The sequence below is a fragment of the Pantoea sp. ARC270 genome, from assembly GCF_003236725.1.
GTDB classification, from domain to species: Bacteria; Pseudomonadota; Gammaproteobacteria; order Enterobacterales; family Enterobacteriaceae; genus Pantoea; species Pantoea anthophila.
Genome location: NZ_PUGA01000022.1, coordinates 18,012 through 39,577, shown reverse-complemented (window position 1 = coordinate 39,577; position 21,566 = coordinate 18,012). Strand labels below are relative to the sequence as shown.

The window sequence follows — 21,566 nt, the reverse complement described above, 5'->3', positions numbered from 1 at the left end:
GGAAACGCTCACTTGCGACGTGCCTCAGGGACACCGCCATGGCCAATGGCCTTATTGACTACGGGAATTGATGCATGAAAAGAAGAGAAGTGTTACAGACCGCCGCCTCCGCTCTGGTGGGGGCTCTCTCCGTGAGCACCTTTTCCAGCTACGCTGCTAAAAGTAACGGCATTGCCCTGAAACCGGTTGATGCCACCGCCGTGCCGAAAGGAGACGTGCCGATCCTGACGCCGGAAAATGTCTACGCGATGCCACCGCAGTTCTGGCAGAGCTTTGAGGGTAAGCTCTGGATTGGTAAAGCCGGTGTGGATGCCAGCAAGCCTGGCAACCAGATTCCGGTCTTCCTGCGTGACGCCAGCGGTAAAGTCTCCGAGATTGCTCAGCCTATCGCGCTGAACAAGGGCAACTTTGCGCAGTTTATTCAGGATAATGCTGCGCTGATTGCCGATCCTTCGCATTCGATGACGGTAGAAGATAATAACGGGCAGACCCTGTTTAACATCCCGGATGTCAGTCGCCCGGGCGCCGCTGATTTCAGTCAGCGCCTGTCTCAGCCGGCGGGTTATCAGCTGATTGGCGAGATCCCGTCCGTGGCGGAGTTACGCAAGACCCGTCCGCTGTTTGAAGGGGCTAAGATCAAACTCAAAAGCTGGCACGAGGGACGGGAAGTGGGCGGCGGCGAGTTCGTCGGCAGCTTCCAGCCCGCGCAGAATGATGGCGGCGTCAACTTTGCCGGTGACGGCTTTCACTGGCGTCGTGTTGTAGACGATTTCAACCGTCTGACGCTGTTTGATTTCGGTGCCATCGCCGATGGGAAAACCGATACGGCACCCGCCATTATGGCGATGTTCCAGTGGTCGCAGCAGGCGAACCAGCAGATCTGCGTTCAGTTCCCGGCCGGGACCTTTATGGTCTCCGCCTGCAACCTGGGCGACAAGTATCTCAACTTCTTCCGCATGTCCGGTGCGATGGTCAACTTTGGTTACTTCCCGGCGACCACCCTCGTTTCCGATGGTAAGTCAGAGTTCGTCTTCCAGATGAATGCCCGCCGGGTCGAGCTTTCCAACCTGATCTTTAACGGCAACAGCGATAAGAGTCCGAACCAGCAGGGCTTTTTCCATAACATCTGCCCGGGCGGACAATATTTCCGGGGTGCCTGCCTGCGCTTTAACGCCGTCGGCGGTACCGCGATCAGCCTGCAGGATACCCTCGATTGTAAAATCGACCAGTGGTACGCCTCCCGCTGCAGCGGCGACGTCATCAAATCGGGCTGGTCAGGACAGAAGCAGGGCAAATGGGACCACAGCACCGCTATCGAGCTGTCGAACTTCAACGCGCAGTACTGCCGTGGGGGCAAAGTCCTCAACCTGCCGCGCTGCGGTCAGTCGATTATTCACAACGGCTGGATTGAGCACTGTGACAACCCGGGCGATCTCTCCAACGGCCAGTGGATCGTTGATGCGCTGAGCCTGGAGGATTGTAAGAACCCGCTGATCGCCCACAACACGCGTCTCAATATGCGCCAGACCAGCCTGCAGTCAGGCAGCTGGATCGATAACTCGATGCAGGGCGATCGTCTGCTCAGCATCTGGGAGATGGGGTCGACCCGCGTTGAATCTTACGGCGTCGCGCTGGATGGCAGCCTGAAGTACAACTACATCACCTCGCGCTGGCGTCTGGAGAACAATACCAACCAGGAGACCTGGTTTGATCTCGGCAGCCTCTACTCACCCACGGTGGGCGACTCCTGGGAGATCGAAATCTTTGGTCAGGCGCAGTTCAGCAACGGCAGCGGCGACAAGCCCCTGATGAACCTGATCAGCGACAAAACCACCGGTGGCCGCGCCGTGATCCACGTGCAGCGCAAGAAAGATCTCTCTGAAGCGAGCTGGTCAGCCGAAGGCAGCAGCCCGGTCCTTGATGTGCGCTATGTCGCTGAACATGACACCGACGTTCGCCTCTTCGTCAAACTGGCGGGCTGGACGCCGTCGGCCGCCGTGCTGGTGAAAACCACCGGCAAGGATCGCTTTGTTACCGGTCGCTGCGCGCGCGTTAACGCGCGGATGGAGCCAGGCAATCCGCCGGCGGGCGATAAAACCAAACGTGCGCCGCAGCGCTTCAGCCTGCACAACGGCAAAGCGGGTGTCGGGGCCAACGAGCAGGGCGATCTGCTGATGGCGTCGCGTCCGCTCTCTGCCGACCAGGTCGATACCAGCAAGCCGGAAGGCTTTGTTTCCGTGGTCATCAACGGGAAACAGGTTGCCCTGCCTTACTTTGCCATTAAGTCCTAACCCTTGCATGACGGCCGCCACAACGGAGGCGGCCGGTTTTAACAGGAGCGGTACCTTTGGGTGCGTTATCCCGTAAGCATTATTTTGAACAGAGCTCATTTTGCCCATGACGGATCCGGGCGGCTTACAGAATTAAAAAAATTTATTCGGAGTTGTTATGAAAATTTTATTGGTGGGTAACCATACGTGTGGGAATCGTGGGGATGGCGCGATTCTTCGTGGACTGATTGATTCAATGAAGTCTGCACGCAGTGATTTAGACATTGATGTGATTAGCCGTTATCCAACCAGCTCCGGTTATCTGCTCCAGCAGGATATTCAGCAGGATGCGCTGTTTCTGCACAACAGCAAGTCAGGCAAAGGTCTGGTCGGTTCGTTTAAGCGTAAAGTCGCGAACCGTCTGATGCCCGACATCATGATGGCGCACCTGGGCAAGGGCGGCGTCTTTAAGTCGTTTGCCGTGCCACCGCACCTCAAAGCCTTTACCGAAAGCCTGGCGAAATATGACGCCATTATTCAGGTTGGCGGGTCATTCTTCGTCGATCTCTATGGCGTCACCCAGTTTGACCACGCGCTTTGTGCGCTGATGGCGAAAAAGCCTATTTACCTGATTGGTCACTCGGTGGGTCCGTTCCAGAACCCGCGCGTCAATGCGCTGGCGAACTTTGTTTTTGACCGCGTTAACAGCCTGGTTCTGCGTGAGTCAGTCAGCCTCGATCTGATGAAACGTGATGGCGTGACCAGCTCGAAAGTCGCGGCCGGCGTCGACACCGCTTTCCTGGTGCGCGCGCGTGAAGTGGAAAATCCGAGCCATAACCTGCTTCACTGGCAGGGGATTATCAGCAGCCGTAAAACCATCGCCATCACCGTGCGCGAACTGGCGCCGTTTGATAAACGTCTGGGCGTCACACAGAAAGAGTATGAAGCAGCCTTTGGTCGGGTGATCAATGCGATGATCGCAGAAGGCTACCAGGTCGTGGCGTTCTCCACCTGTACCGGCATCGACAGCTATGCCAAAGATGACCGCATGGTGGCACTGACCCTGCGCGATCACGTGGAGCAGCCTGAGCATTACCATGTCATCATGGATGAGTTTAATGACCTGGAGCTGGGTATCCTGCTGAGCCACTGCCATCTGACCATTGGTACCCGCCTGCACTCGGCGATTATCTCCATGAACTTTGGCACCCCGGCCGTGGCGATCAACTATGAGCACAAGTCGATGGGTGTGATGAACCAGCTGGGTCTGCCGCAGATGGCAACCGATGTGAAAAGCCTGATGGATGGTTCGCTGATCGACAAGGTGAAGAGTGTGCTTGCCGACTACGACAACATTAAGCTGAAGGTCAATACGGCCGTTGCGAATGAAAGGGAAATTGGCAACCGGATCACTGAAGAGATTCTCAAAGTATTAGGGTAATGTGATGAAACTGACTTTTTTCACCATGCGTTTCCCGGTTGCCTCTGAGACATTCGTTCTGAATCAGGTAACCCATTTTATTGATGCCGGTTACGAGGTGGAGATTATTTCAGTCTTTCCCGGCGATTTAGTGAACCGGCACGCCGCGTTTGATGAGTATGGTCTGGCGGCGAAGACGCATTATCTGCTGCCGGAAGAGAAGATCTCGATTGTCGATAAGCTCAACCAGCGCATCAGGCTGGTGCTGCCAAACGTGACCAAACCGTCGCTGCTGCGTTCGCTGAACATGCGTCGTTATGGCGCGCAGTCCAGCAAGCTGCTGCTGCCGTCGATCGTGGCCAACGCGAAGCAGACGTTCACCGCGGATGTTTTCCTGGTGCATTTCGGCTATGCAGGAGCGCTGGCGAATAAGCTGCGTGAGCTTGGCGTACTGAAGGGCAAGCAGGCGACCGTGTTTCACGGCGCCGATATTTCCCGTCGTCACATTCTGGAAGAGCACAAGCTCGACTACGTCAATCTGTTCCGCCAGAGCGAACTGATGCTGCCAATCAGCCACCTGTGGGAAAACAAGCTGATTGAGATGGGCTGCCCGCCGGAAAAAATTCATGTGACACGCATGGGGATTGAGCCAGAGAAGTTTAACTTCCAGCCGCGACAGGCATTTCACAAGCCGCTGCGTATCGTCTCGGTGGCGCGTCTGACCGAGAAGAAAGGACTGGATGTGGCGGTGAAAGCCAGCGCCATCCTGAAGCAGCGGGGCGGTCAGTTCCAGTACACCATCATCGGCAATGGCGATCAGGATGAGATGATGCGTGATTTCATCGCCCGCGAGGGGATGGAAGATTGCGTCAGTATGCCGGGCTTCAAACCGCAGGAGGAGATCCGTCGCGCGCTGAGCGAAGCGGACATCTTCCTGCTGCCCTCCAAAACTGCCGCCGATGGCGACATGGAAGGGATTCCGGTTGCGCTGATGGAGGCGATGGCGGTCGGCCTGCCGGTGGTCTCCACCTTCCACAGCGGTATTCCCGAACTGATTGAGAACAACGTCTCCGGCTGGCTGGTGGAAGAGGACGATCCCGAGGCGCTGGCAGAGACGCTGCTTAAGCTCTCTGAGGGCGAAGTGGATGTGGCCCCGGTGGTCGCTGCTGCGCGGCATAAAGTTGAGACGGAGTTTAATCAGCATATCGCCTACGGCGAACTGGCACAGATTCTGGAGCGACTGGCGTGAGTGGATTTAAGTCACAGGCGATTTGGCTGTTTGGCAGCACCTGCTTTTCTGCGGTGCTGCAGGTTGCACAGCTGAGCTTTCTCGCCCGCAAACTGGAAACCCACGAGCTGGGACTGCTGGCCATCATCAACGCCATTCTGGCGGTGGCGGGTGTCCTGCAGGATATGGGGATGAGCAGTTATCTGGTGCATCGCCAGAACATCACCCGCCGTGAGCAGAGCACCATCTACTGGGTTAACGTATCACTCAGTCTCTGCACTGGCCTGATCATGCTGTTGATCGCTTTCCCGGTGGCCTGGTTCTATCACCTGCCAGAGCTGACGGGGCTGATCATGCTGACCAGTCTCAACTTCCTCGTGCTGGGACATCTGTCGCAGTACCAGGCGCACTACATCAAGACCAGGCGGATGGTGTCGCTGGCGAAGATTGAGATGGGCACCAAGCTGTTTGCCTTCCTCTGTGTGGTGGCAATGCTGGAGTTCACCTCACTGACCGTAGCGGCAGCGATTCTCGGCCTGTTCATCAACGCCTTTACCCGTATCCTCTGCATGATTGCACTGGGTGAGAAGTCATGGCGCCCGACCTGGGAGTTCGACAAAGCGACCTTCTTCGGGGCGATTCGCTACGGCAGCTACCAGCTTGGCTCCCAGACCATTAACCAGCTGCGCACCCAGGCGGATGCGCTGGTGGTCGGTAAGGTGATGGGCGCAGAGATGCTGGGTGTCTACTCGCTGGCAAAAGAGCTGGTGTTGCAACCGCTGAAACTGGTGACGCCGGTCATCAACCGTCTGGCGCTGCCGCGCTTTGCTGAGAAACAGCACGATGCCGAGCAGCTGAAAAAGCTGTTCCTCAAGGGCACTCTGGGGATCATGCTGTTCAGCAGCGCGATGTATCTGGTTATTGGCATCTTCTCGCCGGTGATCGTCCGTATACTTTATGGCGCATCTCACGAGCAGGTTTATCATCTGATCCCGCTGATGCTGCTGTTCGGTATGCTGCGGCCGATGGGGGGACTGACCGGTGCCATTTCGCAGGCTAACGGACGCACCAACGTCGAGTTTTACTGGAACATCGTGGCGAGTATCGTTGTGCTGGGCGTGCTGGCGACCACCTTTATCTGGCCAAACGTGCTCTATGTGGCGCTGACGCTCTCCATCTCGCAGATCCTGATCTCGGCGCTGGCCCACCCGTTCTTTATCAAGCCGGTGATTGGCATTCGCTTTATGCCCTATGCCCGGCAGTGGGTGGCGGTGTCGGTGGTCTTTGTCGGCCTGATGGTGCTGGTGAACCACTTCAATCTCTTCATCATGCCGGAGTGGTTTGAAGGCTGGCTGTAATCATCTCACAGCGATATTAACGGGTGACCTCAGGGTCGCCCGTTTTCATTTATGGCTGGTCTCAGCCATGCAACGAACAGTGCTGCAGATCACAGTAGCAATCTGCGATTACTGATTGTCTTTACTCAGTTTATGGTATCGCGTGCAATGGGCAAAATGCCGACTTTCTAAGTTATGACAGAGAGTTACTGTCCGCTTTTCAGATAAAGATTATACTTGCTCTTCCGGCCGATCCTGCATAATCGACCCACATCTTCATTTTATTAAACGGAATAAATATGACCAAGCTTAAAGCAGTAATCCCGGTTGCGGGCCTCGGTATGCATATGCTCCCTGCGACTAAAGCCATTCCGAAAGAGATGCTGCCTGTCGTCGACAAACCGATGATCCAGTACATCGTTGACGAATGTGTTGCCGCAGGTATTAAAGAGATCGTGCTGGTCACGCATGCATCGAAAAATGCGGTCGAGAACCACTTCGATACCACTTATGAACTGGAAGCGCTGCTGGAAGCGCGTGTGAAGCGTCAGCTGCTGAGCGAAGTGCAGTCTATCTGCCCGCCAGGCGTAACTATCATGAACGTGCGTCAGGCACAGCCGCTGGGTCTGGGCCATTCGATTCTCTGCGCCCGTCCGATGATCGGTGATAATCCGTTTGTCGTGGTGCTGCCGGACGTGCTGCTGGATGATTCCACTGCTGACCACCTGCGTTATAATCTCGCGGCAATGGTTGCCCGTTTTGAAGAAACCGGCCACAGTCAGGTTCTGGCACAGCATATGCCTGCCTCCGACCTCTCTGAGTATTCGGTGATCACCACCGAAGAGCCGATCAATAACCCAGGCGATATAAGCCGTATCACCAACTTTGTTGAGAAGCCAGAGCATCCGGCTGAGCTGAACTCTGACCTGGCTGCAGTAGGACGCTATGTGCTCTCTGCGGACATCTGGGCTGAACTGGAGCGCACTGAACCGGGCGCCTGGGGCCGTATCCAGCTGACCGATGCGATCGCCAGCCTGAGCAAAAACAAACCTGTTGATGTTTCACTGCTGACCGGTCACAGCTTCGACTGCGGTCGTAAACTGGGTTACATGCAGGCGTTCGTCTCTTACGGACTGCGTAACAACGCTCAGGGCCGCGATTTCCGCGAAGCGATTCAGAACATCCTGGCAAAACAACAGTAATTATTTTGCCGCGCACTGCGCGGCAGCTTACAAGGAGTGCACATGGCTATTTTGGTAACGGGCGGGGCAGGCTATATCGGTTCCCATACCGTACTGGCGCTGCTGCAGCGCGGTGATGATGTAGTGGTGCTGGATAACCTCTGCAATGCCTCACGCGAAGCGATCAACCGCGTTGAAAAGCTGGCGGGGAAGAAAGCGACCTTCGTCGAAGGCGACATCCGTGACCGCGCCTGCCTGCGCGACCTGTTTGCCTCAAACAGCATTTCCGCCGTCATCCACTTCGCCGCGCTGAAAGCGGTCGGTGAGTCGACGCGTATGCCTCTGGAGTACTACGAGAACAACGTCGCGGGTACGGTAGTGCTGCTGGAAGAGATGCGCAACGCGGGCGTCTGGAACTTCATCTTCAGTTCATCGGCCACCGTTTATGGCGCGGATGCACCGGTTCCCTATGTGGAAACGACCCCGATTGGCGGCACCACAAGTCCTTACGGCACTTCTAAGCTGATGATCGAGTTCGTCATGCGCGACTTTGCTAAGGCAGAGCCGAAGTTTAAGGCGATTGCGCTGCGCTACTTCAACCCGGTTGGCGCGCATGAGTCAGGCGAAATCGGCGAAGACCCGACCGGCATCCCGAATAACCTGCTGCCTTACATCGCACAGGTCGCGATTGGTCGTCTGGAGAAGCTGGGTGTGTTTGGCGGTGACTACGATACGCCAGACGGCACCTGCCTGCGTGACTACATCCATGTGGTTGACCTGGCTGAAGGACACCTGAAAGCGCTGGACCATCTGAGCAAAGTTGAGGGCTACACCGCCTTTAACCTCGGCGGCGGTAAAGGTTTCTCGGTTCTGGAAATGATCAAGGCGTTTGAGCAGGCCTCCGGCAAAGCGATTCCGTTTGAGATCAAACCCCGTCGTGACGGCGACCTGCCTGCCTTCTGGGCAGATGCGTCCCTGGCGAACCGTGAGCTCGACTGGCGTGTAACACGCGGCATCGATGAAATGATGCGCGATACGTGGAACTGGCAGAGTAAGAACCCGGATGGGTTCCGGTAGTTGAAAAAAGGCGAACGGAGGTTCGCCTTTTTTAATGTTTACATTGAAATATCTTATCGACCCTTTCTCACTATTCTGATTGTCTCGTCCTGGCACATCAGTAACCATCCCCTGCGTCAGTCAAGCGCTCATAAGTTGAACTAACACCTGTTAAACAAACGCATTTTATTCGTAATAGCCATACCTGAGTGATAGAATTTGCGATTGTTGAATGATAAACCCACTTAAACAATTTCATTAATAAAGTGATATCAATCAATGAAATGCTGATCGTGAAGCGAGTGCTCGGTATCAGCATAGTCATTCGTCTGAAGACAATCAGCATTGTGGGAGCTGTAACCCAGGGGCGGTAGCGTGCTCTGGACGCATATGATTGTCTGCATTTTATACAGGCACCCATGCCTCAGATAGCTTGTCAGGAATAAACACGTTATGAAGATACTTATCACTGGTGGTGCAGGTTTTATCGGTTCGGCAGTTGTCCGTCATGTTATTAACAATACGAATGATGAAGTTATAAACGTTGATAAACTGACTTATGCAGGCAACCTGGAGTCATTAAAAGACGTCAGCGACAGCTCCCGCTACACGTTCAGACAGGTTGATATCTGTGATGGACAGGCTGTCACTGACGTACTGAATGAATTTCAGCCTGATGCCATCATGCACCTGGCCGCTGAAAGCCATGTTGACCGTTCAATTACTGGTCCGGCAGAGTTTGTTCAGACGAACGTGGTAGGCACCTATGCTCTGTTAGAGGCGGCACGTCATTACTGGAGTGCCTTACCTGAAGCACGAAAAAATGCCTTCCGTTTTCACCATATCTCGACGGATGAAGTTTATGGTGATCTGCCGCATCCGGATGAAATGGATGGCGAGCTGCCATTGTTTACCGAAGAGACACCTTATGCGCCGAGCAGCCCTTACTCCTCGACTAAAGCTGCCAGCGATCATCTGGTTCGCGCATGGGGCCGCACCTACAAGTTGCCGGTGATTGTCACTAACTGCTCAAACAACTATGGTCCTTATCACTTCCCGGAAAAGCTGATCCCGCTGATCATCAGCAATGCGCTTGAAGGCAAACCACTGCCAATCTACGGTAAAGGCGATCAGATCCGTGACTGGCTCTATGTTGAAGACCACGCGCGCGCACTCTATACCGTGGTGAAAAATGCAAAAACCGGGACTACTTACAACATCGGTGGCCACAACGAAAAGAAAAACATCGATGTAGTGCTGAAGGTCTGCGAATTGCTGGATGAGTTGCGTCCAAAAGCAACCCCGTATAGCGATCAGATTACCTACGTTCAGGATCGCCCGGGACACGATCGCCGTTACGCGATCGATGCTGCTAAAATTGAAAAAGATTTGGGCTGGAAACCGGAAGAGACCTTTGAAACAGGTCTGAAGAAAACTGTCGAATGGTACCTGAACAATTCACAATGGGTTGAGCATGTAAAGAGTGGTGCCTATCAGAACTGGATCGAACAAAACTACGAGAAACGTAGCTAATGGATATTCTGCTTTTTGGTAAGAACGGTCAGGTTGGCTGGGAGTTACAGCGTGCACTGGCACCGCTGGGTAATCTGATTGTCGTAGATCGTCACTCTACTGACTTCTGTGGCGATTTTGAAAATCCTGAGGGGATTGCAGAGACAGTTCGCAGAATCAGACCAGCCGTTATCGTCAATGCTACTGCCTATACCGCAGTGGATAAGGCTGAGTCAGAAGAGGACAAAGCCCGTCTGGTCAATGCTACCTCAATTGATGCGCTGGCCAGAGCGGCCGAAGAAACTGGCGCGTGGTTGATTCATTACTCAACCGACTATGTGTTTGATGGATCGGGTTCTCAACCCTGGCGTGAAGACGATGCAACAGCGCCACTGAATGTGTATGGGCAGACCAAGCTGGAAGGGGAGCAGGCCATCGTCAGTAACATGACGAAATACCTCATCTTCCGCACCAGCTGGGTCTATGCCGCGAAGGGAAATAACTTCGCTAAAACCATGCTTAAGCTGGCAAAAGATCGCGATGCATTGTCTGTGATTAACGATCAGTATGGCGCGCCAACCGGGGCAGAACTCATCGCTGATAGCACTGCTCACGCAATCAGAGTGGCGCTGGGTAACAGTGGCGTTGCTGGCATTTACCATCTTATTGCAGCAGGTGAGACCACCTGGCATGCCTATGCCACTAAAGTGATTGAGTTTGCGAAAGCACAGGGTGTTGAGCTTCAGGTTCAGACAATTAATGCGGTACCCACCAGTGCATTCCCGACACCGGCTAAACGCCCGGCTAACTCAAGACTGAATACAGAGAAGTTCCAGCAGGCTTTTGGTCTGACACTGCCGGACTGGTCTGTGGGCGTCGAACGTATGTTGCTTGAAACTCTTATTTAATAGCCGCAGGCTGCACAAGCGGCCTGGTCAATTAAGGTGAAATAGTGAAAAAGAATAAAGGTATTATTCTCGCTGGTGGCTCAGGAACACGCCTCTACCCGGTGACGATGGCAGTGAGTAAGCAACTGCTTCCGGTCTATGATAAGCCAATGATTTACTACCCACTCAGCACGTTAATGCTGGCTGGTATCAACGATATTCTGATCATCAGTACGCCGCAGGATACGCCACGCTTTGAGAGTCTGTTAGGCGATGGTTCCCAGTGGGGGATTTCGATTCAGTATAAAGTGCAGCCAAGTCCGGATGGTCTGGCGCAGGCCTTCATTATTGGTGAAGAGTTTATTGGTGAGGATTCAGTCGCTCTTATTCTGGGCGATAACATTTTCTACGGGCATGACCTTTACAAGCAGCTTGAAGCTGCGTCTGTGAAAGATGAAGGGGCCACGGTCTTTGCCTACCACGTGACCGATCCTGAGCGCTATGGTGTTGTCGAGTTTGACAGCGAAGGTAAAGCTGTTTCACTGGTAGAAAAACCTGAGCATCCTCGCAGCAACTATGCCGTAACCGGACTCTATTTTTACGATAACCGCGTGGTTGAGATGGCGAAAAACCTCAAGCCATCACCGCGCGGCGAACTGGAGATAACGGACATCAACCGCATCTACATGGAGCAGGGTAAGCTTTCTGTTTCCATTATGGGCCGCGGACATGCCTGGCTGGATACCGGCACGCATCAGAGCCTGATGGAAGCGAATAATTTCATCCAGACCATAGAATCACGTCAGGGGCTGAAAGTCGCTTGTCCGGAAGAAATTGCCTTCAGAATGGGTTTCATTAATAAAGAGCAATTACAGGAACTGGCTAAGCCCTATCTTAAAAATGAATATGGCAAATACCTGATGGCGCTGGTGGAAGGGCGTTTATAATGAAGATTATCGATACTAAAATTGCTGATGTAAAAATTATTGAGCCAAAAGTCTTTGGTGATGAACGTGGTTTTTTCCTGGAAACGTTCCAGAGTGAAAAATATAAGCGCGCGCTTAACATTGAAGGTGAATTTGTTCAGGATAACCATTCGCGCTCAGCAAAAAATGTGTTAAGAGGTTTACACTTCCAGCGCAATAATCCTCAGGGCAAGCTGGTTCGTGTTGTAAGAGGGGAGGTTTTTGATGTCGCAGTCGACATCAGGCCTGAATCACCAACCTATAAACAGTGGGTTGGCGTCTATCTGTCAGAAGAAAATAAGACGCAATTCTGGGTTCCGCCAGGCTTAGCACATGGCTTCGTCGTAATTTCAGATTTTGCAGATTTTGAATATAAATGTACCAACTATTATGATCCTTCAAGCGAAGGCTGTCTGTCATGGAATGACCCTGAATTAGGCATTGACTGGCCTGTTTCAGATCCTATCTTATCTGAAAAAGATAAAGCCGGATTACTCCTGTCCGAACTGAAGTGATTATTTTGATTTGTTAAAGTTAAGGATGAGCCAATAAAAATGGCCATCCTTTACTTGTTTTAAGGCGCAGTGTCGCTGAAATTCCAACACAGATTGTATCAATAAAGATTGAGAAGAAAGCTCAGTTTACACCAGAATTTAACCGACAGGCCCGGATGCCTTTTAAAACACGAGAAAATATTAATCATCGTGTGTCTGGCAATCAGTATTGCCGGGACTATAAGCGTTTGAAGTCAAAATTAGTTCGTAACAGCAGTAAAAACTCCAGCTCAAGCTTTTAAGAGATTACTAATGAATCCGCATAGTTCGAGATCTACCTCACTCTTTTCTCTGATTCGTCAGACATGGGCAAACCGAAATCTCATTTTTCAAATGACCAAACGAGAGGTTGTCGGTCGTTATCGCGGTTCGACAATGGGCATTTTGTGGTCTTTTATTAACCCAATCTTTATGCTCATGGTTTACACCTTCGTTTTTTCAGTGGTTTTTAAAGCCCGGTGGGGAACCGCTGGCGCGCTGAATGAATCAAAGACTGATTTTGCCGTGATTCTGTTTGTCGGCCTGATTATACATGGTCTTTTTGCCGAAACGCTTAGTCGTGCTCCTTCACTGATACTCGGCAACGTAAACTATGTCAAAAAAGTGGTATTTCCTTTAGAAATACTGCCGGTTGTGAGTTTTTTGAGCGTTCTTTTCCATAGCTTTATCAGTTTGCTCGTTTTAATCACCGCTTTCTTCATTTTCAATGGTTATATCCATTGGACTATCGTTTTTATACCCGTTGTTATTTTGCCATTGGCTCTGCTGACTTTAGGGCTAACCTGGTTCCTATCCTCTTTAGGCGTCTATCTGCGCGATGTGGGACAGACAATTACCATAATTATGACCGTGATGATGTTTTTGTCGCCGGTATTCTATCCGATATCTTCACTCCCCGAAAATCTGCGTCCGCTGATAATGCTCAATCCGTTAACGTTCATCATTGAGCAGGCCCGGGCGGTGCTTATATGGGGCAAATTACCTGATTTTTCTGGTATGGCAATCTACACACTTATCTCACTTTTGATCATGTGGCTGTGTTACGCCTGGTTCCAAAAAACGCGAAAAGGTTTTGCTGATGTCCTTTAATGAAAATGCGATTATTATAGATGGCGTAAGTAAATGTTTTCAGGTGTATGAAAATCCAGTACGACGATTAAAACAGTTTATTGTGCCAAAAGTAGACCGGGTAGTAGGACGCGAAAGCCGGGCTTATCATGAAGATTTTTGGGCTTTAAAGGATGTTTCTTTTGTTTTACCCAAGGGTGAAACAATGGGTATCGTCGGGCGAAATGGTTCGGGCAAATCTACGTTATTGCAGATTATCGCCGGAACATTAACGCCCACATCCGGTAATGTCACCGTTAACGGGCGCGTGGCCGCACTGCTGGAGTTGGGTGCAGGATTTAACAACGACTTCAGCGGACTCGAAAACGTTTACCTCAACGCATCCCTGATGGGATTGACTCGTGAAGAAACTGAATCACGACTTGATGACATTCTTTCGTTCGCTGACATCGGCCACTTCATCCATTCTCCTGTCCGCTCATATTCAAGCGGCATGCTCGTCCGACTGGCTTTTGCTGTTCAGGCTCAGATCGAACCAGAAGTGTTGATCGTGGACGAAGCTCTTGCCGTGGGAGATGCAAAGTTCCAGGCTAAATGTTTTGCCCGGTTGAAAAAGCTCAAACAAAATGGCACCTCCATTCTCTTTGTTTCCCATGCAACCGAGCAGATCGTAACGCATTGTGATCGGGCATTACTGCTTGATGGGGGGATTACGCAGGAGTGTGGTGCACCCCGTGAAGTGATAAACCGCTATCTGGATATTTTATTCGGAAAAAAACGCGATAATGACAGCACGCGTGCCGATGTGGATAAGCAAATTGCGCTGGCGGCTAAAGGTGAAGAGGAGCGGCTGGAGCGGGAAACTGATCTGGAAACAGCGGCGGAGGGTAACACAGAAAGCCAGCGCAGGCTGAACAGCGTGTTCGATGAGCGGCCCCATTACAATCCCTCAGAATATCGGTGGGGAGATAAGGCGGCAGAAATTTATGACTATCATTTTGAACAGGATGGTCAGGCATTTCCGGGTATCTTTGAGCCTAAACTGCCCATTCAATTTCTGTTTAAAATCATTTGTCATGACTATATTTTCAGACCTATTTTTGGTTTTGCCATCAAAACCAAAGAGGGTGTCACCATCTACAATACCAACAGTGAGTGGCAGGCCGTTTCGATCGTCGAAGAGGCAAAGCCCGATCAGTCCTTTATCGTATCGGTAACACTGCCAAATCTTCTTTTTGAAGGCGACTATTTTGTTTCTGTGGGCATCGCGAGTAGCAACACGCAGGGCGAAATAATCCCTCATGATCGTCGCTATGACTCAATTCATTTGCCTGTAGGACCTGTAGGTACTTTTACCGGTTTGGCCGATTTAAACGCGAGAATAAAACTTGAAAATGGCTAATTTAGAAAAAATTTTATCAGATGCTGGTTTTCAGAAAAATGAAAAGACGACCCTTTGGTCGCCTTCAGACATGAAGGATTTTGCGTATAGCGACGGCGAAGAGACTGAAAACTACATATACAAAACAATCAGTGAAGTATCAGACGTCAGCGTTGACTCAAAAGAATTAGAACCCTTCATTGTAGACTGGCCTTCAACCTATCATCTTAGCCCTGTTCGTTCGAACCTGTTACGCCCCTTCCAGGAGTGGATGAAGGGGAAAAGAATATTAGAAATCGGTTGTGGATGTGGTGCAATCAGTCGGTTCCTCGGTGAGAATGCGGCAGAGGTTGTCTCTGTTGAAGGAAGTTTCCGTCGCGCCACGATTGCCCGCTCACGCTGCCGTGATCTTCCGAATGTCACTGTCATTTGTGCGCCTTCCGATACGCTCCCGGATTTCGGTGATTTCGATGCGGTTTTACTGATCGGGGTGCTTGAATACGCTCGGGTCTTCGTTGGTGAAAACGGTGAACAGAAGCTTTTGCAGGCGTGCAAAAAACGTCTGAAGAAAGAGGGTAAATTATTTGTAGCCATTGAAAATAAACTGGGCATCAAATATTTCTCGGGCGCACGTGAAGACCATGTGAATTTACCAATGTATGGGCTGAATAACAGTTACGACGAAAAGAGCGTTGTAACGTTTGGTCGTAAAGAGCTGTTAAATGAACTGGATAAAGCCGGTTTCGAGGACACACTGGAATATATTCCGTTACCGGATTATAAGCTGCCCTGCACAGTGGTCACCCCGCTGGGCTGGCAGAAGCATTCCAGAGCGTTAAGCCAGTTAGCCATGGAAAGCGCACACAAAGAAAAGCAACTTGTACCACAGCATCTGTTCTCAATTGAGCAGGGCATCAAAAACATCTGGAACAATGAAATTGCTGCTGATCTCTCAAGTTCCTTTTTGATGGTCACAAGTGCGGTTAAGCAGGATGCTCTTCATGAAAACGTGGCTGCTATTTACTATTCAGATGAGCGTAATACAGATAAGAAAAAGAGTGTAGAATTCATACAGACAGATGAGGGCTTATCTGTATTTTCAGGATCCAGTCAGGACAACGATGTTGAGTCTGCGGATATGGAAAGGTTCATTTATGGCCAATCTCTCTGGACCGATCTTTTACGTATTATCAATCGTCCTCACTGGCGTGTCGAAGAACTGGCGGCATGGGCAAAAGGGTGGCTTGATCAGCTACAGCTCAGAGCGCAGGTGCCGTTAGTGACAGATAAAGATATTGTCCTGCCCGATTCTTATCTGGATGCCTTACCCTTTAATGTGATCAGAAAAGACAACGGTGAGTTTGTCTTCTTTGACCAGGAGTGGCACGCGTCCGACGCCATCACGCTGGGTTATATCGCATATCGCGGTATTTATCACTCCCTGCTACGGGTGACCTCTGCTGGTAATAGCCGAAACTGTATTAGTAATAACATCGCTGAACTAACCACGGCAGTGTTGAATGCTATGGGCTTTTCATGCTCAGGGGCTGACTCACGAAAATATCTGAAGCAGGAGTCAGCTTTTCTGGCGAAAATTCAGCATAAGAATGCTGAAGATATTTACAGCACGCTTAAAGGATTCTCGCTTGCCGTTCGTGCTGAATACTGGACTGACCTGAACGGTCTCAATTCACTAATAAGCCACGAAAAAAACCTCAAAGATCAATACCAGCTGCGTATTGTTAATCTTGAAGAATCGCTTAAGAATGAAAGTGATCGCGCCATCAGATTGCAGGATGAATTAAATCAGCTTCATGCACTTCATGAACATCAGAGCCATCTTCTGAACAAATATCGTCATGATGTCGAAACCATTCTGAACTCTGCAAGCTGGAAAATTTCCGCCCCATTACGTGTTGCAGGCCGCCGGGTTCCATTGCAGATAAGACAACCAATTAAGAGAAACTTCTTCAGGCTCTTTTATCTGGGGCAGAGAATAAAAGTAAAATCAGGTAAGGCCATTGCACAGGCGAAGGCTAACAACAGCGGTTTGAAAAAGCGCGTGAGAGAAGTATCGCGCAACGTCTATCTGCAATTACCTGAGCGATATAAAGAAAAAGCATTAAAAATTGCCATGAAAGTAAGGCCTGCCTGGTTCCGGCATCATCCTGCTTTCAATCAGGCTTTATATGAACAGACGATTATCAATAATGGCAACGGTCACAAGCCAGTTTTTCTCTCGCACAGTAATAATGGAACCTACTCGTTCTCTGATCGTCCGGATGAGTACGTTTATATTCCGGCCAGGAAGCCGAATTATTTTGAAGATATTCTCAATGAGTTCGAGGTCAAACCGCTTTTCTCAATAATTGTGCCTATCTACAACACGCCGCTGGATTTACTGGCGTTGATGGTTAAGTCGGTTGAAGATCAATGGTATGACAACTGGGAACTAGTGCTGGCTAATGATTGCAGTCCTGACGAGGAGACCGCACCGGCTCTCGATGCTTTATCCGATCCCCGAATCAAAGTCATTCATATGGAAAAAAATCAGGGGATTGCAGGTGCGACCAACGTTGCGATAGAGAATGCAAGCGGTGATTACATTGTTTTCCTGGATCATGATGATGAGTTAACACAGGATTGCCTGTTTGAATTCGTAAAATGCATCAACGAAGAAGATCCTGATTTTATCTACAGTGACGAGGATAAATTCACCCCGGAAGGCAACTATTCTCAGCCTCACTTCAAACCAAACTGGTCGCCAGATACCATGATGGGTACTATGTATACCTGCCACGCAGCATGTGTTCGTCTGAGCACTGCCCGTCAGCTGGGAGGATTACGGACAGAATTTAATGGTTGTCAGGACTGGGACTTCATTCTCAGACTGAGTGAAATTACTCAGAAAATTTCGCATATACCCAAAATTCTTTATCACTGGCGTATTATCCCCGCCTCAGTCGCGTCGGATATTACTGCCAAGCCTTACGTCTTAGCCGCTTCCAGAGCGGTACGTGAAGATGCGCTGAAGCGTCGTGGTATCGAAGGTGTTGTTGAGGAGCTGCCTGGCTATCATGGTTATTTCCGCGTGAATTATGATCTCCGTCCAGAGACCTTAATATCGATCATCATTCCTACGCGGGACAATCATGACGTGCTCGCGCGCTGCATTGATTCAATTCGCACCAAGACCAGTTGGGTTCATTATGAAATAATCGTGGTTGATAACGGATCTCAGAAATCCGAAACGCTTGCGTATCTCGATAAGCTCAAGCTCGAAAGTGCTGTCTCTGTAATACGACACGACCAGCCCTTCAATTTTTCCGAGCTCAATAATATTGGTGTTGCGCACGCTGAGGGGAGTTTGTTACTTTTCCTAAATGATGACACTGAAGTCCTGCAGGACGACTGGCTGAACAGACTGGGCGGCTACGCTCAGCAGAAACACGTGGGTGCTGTTGGCGCTAAACTGGTCTATGCTGACGGGCAGACAATTCAGCATACCGGGGTGCTCAATCTTCAGACAGGCCCTGTGCACGCCTATATTGGACAGGATAAAAACCATCCCGGCTATTTCTTACGCAATCAGATTGAATATAACTGGCTCGCCGTTACAGGAGCATGTCTGATGGTTGCACGTGATAAATATGAGTCGATAAACGGTTTTGATGAATCATTCCCGATCGCTTATAACGATGTTGATATTTGTATGCGTCTGGTTGAAAACGGTTATTATAACGTTATGTGTCAGGCTGTTACGCTAATACATCATGAATCTGTTTCGCGCGGTCTTGATCATATGGATGCTGAAAAAGTAAGACGTTTGCAAAATGAACTGAGTCGTCTGAACAGTAAACATCCGCAGTACTATCAGTATGACCCTTTCTACAATGTCAACTTTGCGTTTAATGGACATAATTTCGAGATCATGAAATGATTAATTGCGATAACACTGTTAACACTGCTTATACGAAAGAAGAGATGGATCTGATTTCGCTTCGTCATTTAGCTAAAGACGCCAGAGTTATCTCTTTTGATTTTTTTGATACTCTTTTTATTCGTCCACTGGACGATCCTGAAGATGCTTTTGATCTGTTAGCGAATAAGTTCTATCTTCCAGACTTCAGACAGTTGCGTCGTAAAGCGCAAAAAAATGCCTTTGCTCAGATGGTCAGAGAGGGCAGAAAAGAGATCACCCTTAAGAATATCTATAATAATTTTCAGGGCACCCGTGGCGGTACTGAAAGCCTGATGGAAGCGGAATATCAGCTTGAGCTGGCTCTGGTCGAGCCAAATCCTTTCTTTGTTGATTTTTTTAACGATTTGATTTCATCGGGTAAAACCGTAGTTATCACTTCAGATATGTATCTTGAAGAGGATTTCTTCCGCGCGGCATTGAAGAAGTATGATATGCCAGACGTGCCGTTGTACATTTCTGCAAGTCGTAATGCGACGAAACGTGATACGGGAGAAATATTCGACTACCTGCTTGCAGAGTGCGAAGTGGAACCGCATCAGGTATTGCACATCGGTGATAATGAACTGGCTGATTTTATTAAGCCACGCGAAAAAAGTATCACTGCATGGCATTACCAATCGCCTCATTTAATCAATAAGGGGAAAAAGCAGCCTCTGGCCTCTTCCCTGATTAACGGCATGATGCGAACCCTGCGGCCTGAAAATGTCGCTGCCGGTTCTTTTCAGCAGCTGGGCTACGAATACCAGGCACCCGCGACCTGGGGCTTCCTTGAATGGATTCGAAAAGAATGCATTACAGACAATGTTGATAAGCTATTGTTTGTTTCCCGTGATGGTTATGCGCTGGAAAGACTGGCATCACGTTATTTCACGGAAAAGCTGCCTTCTTTCTCCTATTTCATGGGATCCCGGATTGCTTTCAATCTCTCTCTGATGGACGAAGAGAACTTCAGCCAGAACCTGCCCTTCCTGATGTCAGGCTCTGATGGATTATCCCCGGGTGAATTACTGGAGCGTATTGGCGTAGAGCCACCGGCTGACAGCGTGATGGTCTCAGCCGGTGTTGCACCTGATCTGGTCATTGCCCCAGAAAATTACGAGATAGTTGAAAAGTTTCTTATCGCGCTTCGAGCAGAAATTCTGAAGGTATGTCAGCGTAATCGTCGCGGATTGTTCATTTATCTTCACTCTCTGGGCATTAAAGAGGGCGACACTGTCGCGATGGTAGACGTGGGCTGGAGCGGAACGACTCAGGAAGCGTTTATCCATACTGTCAAGAAATTCATGAACATAAATGTAATTGGCTACTATTTTTGCATTGCCAATACTTTTGAAAGAAAACGTCGTACACCCCATCAGATAATGAAAGCATTTATTGATAATGATACGACCAGTCCGGATTTAGTGGACAGGATTTATGAGAATCGCGTGGCCATAGAGCTATTTTTCTCTGCACCACATAATACGGTTATTGGCTATAAACCGGTTAAAGATGGTGTTTATCCAGTAACGGATCCTGGCCGGACTAAATCAAAGGATCATAACCTGATTAATGCACAATTGACCGAAGGTGTGGATAGATTTTGTGACGATTTTCTGGCGATGGTAGCAAGATTAAAGGTGAATCTCACCCCGATGCAGCTGGCGGAACCGCTTATTTCACTGACGACAAAAGATGACTGGCGTAAAAATCATCTTTTCATGCAGATAGAGAATTTTGACTCCTGGGGCAGTACACGTAATAAAGTTGTTAAGTTTCAGGATTACTTCAAGAACCATTCCCAATGTTAACCACACAACATAAGGGACAGGTTGCTATTCTTATGGGCACCTTCAATGGTGCCGCTTTCATCGGCAAGCAACTGCAGTCTATAAAAGATCAGGAGTGGAAAAACTGGTCTTTATGGGTGTCTGATGACGGCTCCACAGACGATACCCGCTCTGTCACAGAGCGGTTTTTTTCGGGTGCAGAAAATAGCTGCACAGTGCTTGCCGGTCCGAAAAAAGGGTTTTGCGAAAATTTTAAGTCTCTGATTGGCAACCCGGCAATACAGGCAGATTTTTATGCTTTTGCTGACCAGGATGACATATGGCATCCTGCTAAGCTGTTACGTGCCGTTGAATATCTGCAATCCCTGCCCGACGAGAGCCCGGCACTCTATTGCAGCAGAACCCGGTTAATAGACGAGCATGATCAGGTTCTGGGCTTATCGCCACTTAATGCTAAAAGACCTGGCTTCCCTAACGCATTACTGCAAAATATCGCAAGCGGAAACACCATGGTCTTCAATGCTGCGGCGCGCCAGCTTTTTCTGAAAATACTCGACATGCCTGTTATCGCCCATGACTGGGCGCTTTATTTGCTCGTCACCGCCTGTGGTGGAAGCGTCTTTTATGATCCTGAGCCATCAGTGTTATACCGACAGCACAACGCTAACGTGATTGGCAACGGAATGAAGCTGACACAGCGAGTCAGTAATTTTATTGATGCTCATCAGGGGCGCAATCGACACTGGAATGATGTGAATTTCAGCTTTCTGGCACAACTTAAAGCTGAAATGACTCCTGAAAATCGGGTTGTTTTTGATGCTTTTCGCCAAATCAGGGACAGCGCGTTACCTGCGCGTTTAAAATTATTCATAGCCTCCGGCGTCTATCATCAAAACCGCCTGGGGCAGATGACGAATTTCTCTTACGCTCTATTTAACAGGTTCTAATTTTGGTAA

General features: G+C 49.8%; 15 protein-coding genes. All 15 read left to right on the top strand.

Features of this window, described 5'->3' with window-relative positions; translation table 11 throughout:
• Window positions 1–74 precede the first annotated feature (74 nt).
• The 15 genes from CKF42_RS11555 to CKF42_RS11485 all read left to right on the top strand — a co-directional run bounded on the left by CKF42_RS11555 (window position 75) and on the right by CKF42_RS11485 (window position 21,557).
• Entirely contained in the window at window positions 75–2,291 is a 2,217-nt protein-coding gene (locus CKF42_RS11555; protein ID WP_111208248.1) for a phage tailspike protein, read from the top strand.
• 157 nt (window positions 2,292–2,448) lie between these two features.
• Window positions 2,449–3,711, top strand: a complete 1,263-nt coding sequence (wcaK, locus tag CKF42_RS11550) for a colanic acid biosynthesis pyruvyl transferase WcaK (RefSeq protein ID WP_033736181.1) — start codon at window positions 2,449–2,451, stop codon at window positions 3,709–3,711.
• Window positions 3,712–3,715: 4 nt separating this feature from the next.
• Window positions 3,716–4,939, top strand: coding sequence for a glycosyltransferase (locus CKF42_RS11545; protein WP_111208253.1), 1,224 nt, complete (start codon window positions 3,716–3,718; stop codon window positions 4,937–4,939).
• Window positions 4,936–6,276: a lipopolysaccharide biosynthesis protein gene (locus CKF42_RS11540; protein WP_111208247.1), complete on the top strand. Its 1,341-nt coding sequence runs from the start codon at window positions 4,936–4,938 to the stop codon at window positions 6,274–6,276. The genes CKF42_RS11545 and CKF42_RS11540 overlap by 4 nt, the downstream gene beginning before the upstream one ends.
• 278 nt (window positions 6,277–6,554) lie before the next feature.
• Complete coding sequence (galF, locus tag CKF42_RS11535; RefSeq protein ID WP_009089271.1) at window positions 6,555–7,457, top strand: UTP--glucose-1-phosphate uridylyltransferase GalF; 903 nt, start codon at window positions 6,555–6,557, stop codon at window positions 7,455–7,457.
• Between the two features lie 42 nt (window positions 7,458–7,499).
• Window positions 7,500–8,513, top strand: coding sequence for a UDP-glucose 4-epimerase GalE (gene galE, locus CKF42_RS11530; RefSeq protein WP_009089272.1), 1,014 nt, complete (start codon window positions 7,500–7,502; stop codon window positions 8,511–8,513).
• A 432-nt stretch (window positions 8,514–8,945) separates the two neighbouring features.
• A complete protein-coding gene (rfbB, locus tag CKF42_RS11525; protein ID WP_111208246.1) occupies window positions 8,946–10,025 on the top strand; it encodes a dTDP-glucose 4,6-dehydratase in 1,080 nt (359 codons plus the stop codon).
• Entirely contained in the window at window positions 10,025–10,912 is an 888-nt protein-coding gene (rfbD, locus tag CKF42_RS11520; RefSeq protein ID WP_111208245.1) for a dTDP-4-dehydrorhamnose reductase, read from the top strand. Before rfbB ends, rfbD begins: the two co-directional genes overlap by 1 nt.
• Window positions 10,913–10,956: 44 nt before the next feature.
• A complete protein-coding gene (gene rfbA, locus CKF42_RS11515; RefSeq protein ID WP_111208244.1) occupies window positions 10,957–11,838 on the top strand; it encodes a glucose-1-phosphate thymidylyltransferase RfbA in 882 nt (293 codons plus the stop codon).
• Complete coding sequence (rfbC, locus tag CKF42_RS11510; RefSeq protein ID WP_111208243.1) at window positions 11,838–12,371, top strand: dTDP-4-dehydrorhamnose 3,5-epimerase; 534 nt, start codon at window positions 11,838–11,840, stop codon at window positions 12,369–12,371. Before rfbA ends, rfbC begins: the two co-directional genes overlap by 1 nt.
• 291 nt (window positions 12,372–12,662) lie before the next feature.
• Window positions 12,663–13,499 carry an ABC transporter permease gene (locus CKF42_RS11505; protein ID WP_111208242.1) on the top strand — a complete coding sequence of 279 codons (837 nt, stop codon included), beginning with the start codon at window positions 12,663–12,665 and terminating at the stop codon, window positions 13,497–13,499.
• Window positions 13,489–14,880: an ABC transporter ATP-binding protein gene (locus CKF42_RS11500; RefSeq protein WP_111208241.1), complete on the top strand. Its 1,392-nt coding sequence runs from the start codon at window positions 13,489–13,491 to the stop codon at window positions 14,878–14,880. Before CKF42_RS11505 ends, CKF42_RS11500 begins: the two co-directional genes overlap by 11 nt.
• Complete coding sequence (locus tag CKF42_RS11495; protein WP_111208240.1) at window positions 14,873–18,799, top strand: glycosyltransferase; 3,927 nt, start codon at window positions 14,873–14,875, stop codon at window positions 18,797–18,799. The genes CKF42_RS11500 and CKF42_RS11495 overlap by 8 nt, the downstream gene beginning before the upstream one ends.
• Window positions 18,796–20,631 carry a hypothetical protein gene (locus tag CKF42_RS11490; RefSeq protein ID WP_233501039.1) on the top strand — a complete coding sequence of 612 codons (1,836 nt, stop codon included), beginning with the start codon at window positions 18,796–18,798 and terminating at the stop codon, window positions 20,629–20,631. Before CKF42_RS11495 ends, CKF42_RS11490 begins: the two co-directional genes overlap by 4 nt.
• A complete protein-coding gene (locus tag CKF42_RS11485; protein ID WP_111208238.1) occupies window positions 20,625–21,557 on the top strand; it encodes a glycosyltransferase family 2 protein in 933 nt (310 codons plus the stop codon). The genes CKF42_RS11490 and CKF42_RS11485 overlap by 7 nt, the downstream gene beginning before the upstream one ends.
• Window positions 21,558–21,566: the final 9 nt, after the last annotated feature.

Coding starts and splice junctions, on each gene's coding strand:
- rfbC (WP_111208243.1), top strand. CDS start 11,838: ATGAAGATTATCGATACTAAAATTGCTGATGTAAAAATTATTGAGCCA.
- CKF42_RS11545 (WP_111208253.1), top strand. CDS start 3,716: ATGAAACTGACTTTTTTCACCATGCGTTTCCCGGTTGCCTCTGAGACA.
- CKF42_RS11505 (WP_111208242.1), top strand. CDS start 12,663: ATGAATCCGCATAGTTCGAGATCTACCTCACTCTTTTCTCTGATTCGT.
- CKF42_RS11490 (WP_233501039.1), top strand. CDS start 18,796: ATGATTAATTGCGATAACACTGTTAACACTGCTTATACGAAAGAAGAG.
- galE (WP_009089272.1), top strand. CDS start 7,500: ATGGCTATTTTGGTAACGGGCGGGGCAGGCTATATCGGTTCCCATACC.
- galF (WP_009089271.1), top strand. CDS start 6,555: ATGACCAAGCTTAAAGCAGTAATCCCGGTTGCGGGCCTCGGTATGCAT.
- wcaK (WP_033736181.1), top strand. CDS start 2,449: ATGAAAATTTTATTGGTGGGTAACCATACGTGTGGGAATCGTGGGGAT.
- CKF42_RS11485 (WP_111208238.1), top strand. CDS start 20,625: ATGTTAACCACACAACATAAGGGACAGGTTGCTATTCTTATGGGCACC.
- CKF42_RS11500 (WP_111208241.1), top strand. CDS start 13,489: ATGTCCTTTAATGAAAATGCGATTATTATAGATGGCGTAAGTAAATGT.
- rfbD (WP_111208245.1), top strand. CDS start 10,025: ATGGATATTCTGCTTTTTGGTAAGAACGGTCAGGTTGGCTGGGAGTTA.
- rfbB (WP_111208246.1), top strand. CDS start 8,946: ATGAAGATACTTATCACTGGTGGTGCAGGTTTTATCGGTTCGGCAGTT.
- CKF42_RS11555 (WP_111208248.1), top strand. CDS start 75: ATGAAAAGAAGAGAAGTGTTACAGACCGCCGCCTCCGCTCTGGTGGGG.
- CKF42_RS11495 (WP_111208240.1), top strand. CDS start 14,873: ATGGCTAATTTAGAAAAAATTTTATCAGATGCTGGTTTTCAGAAAAAT.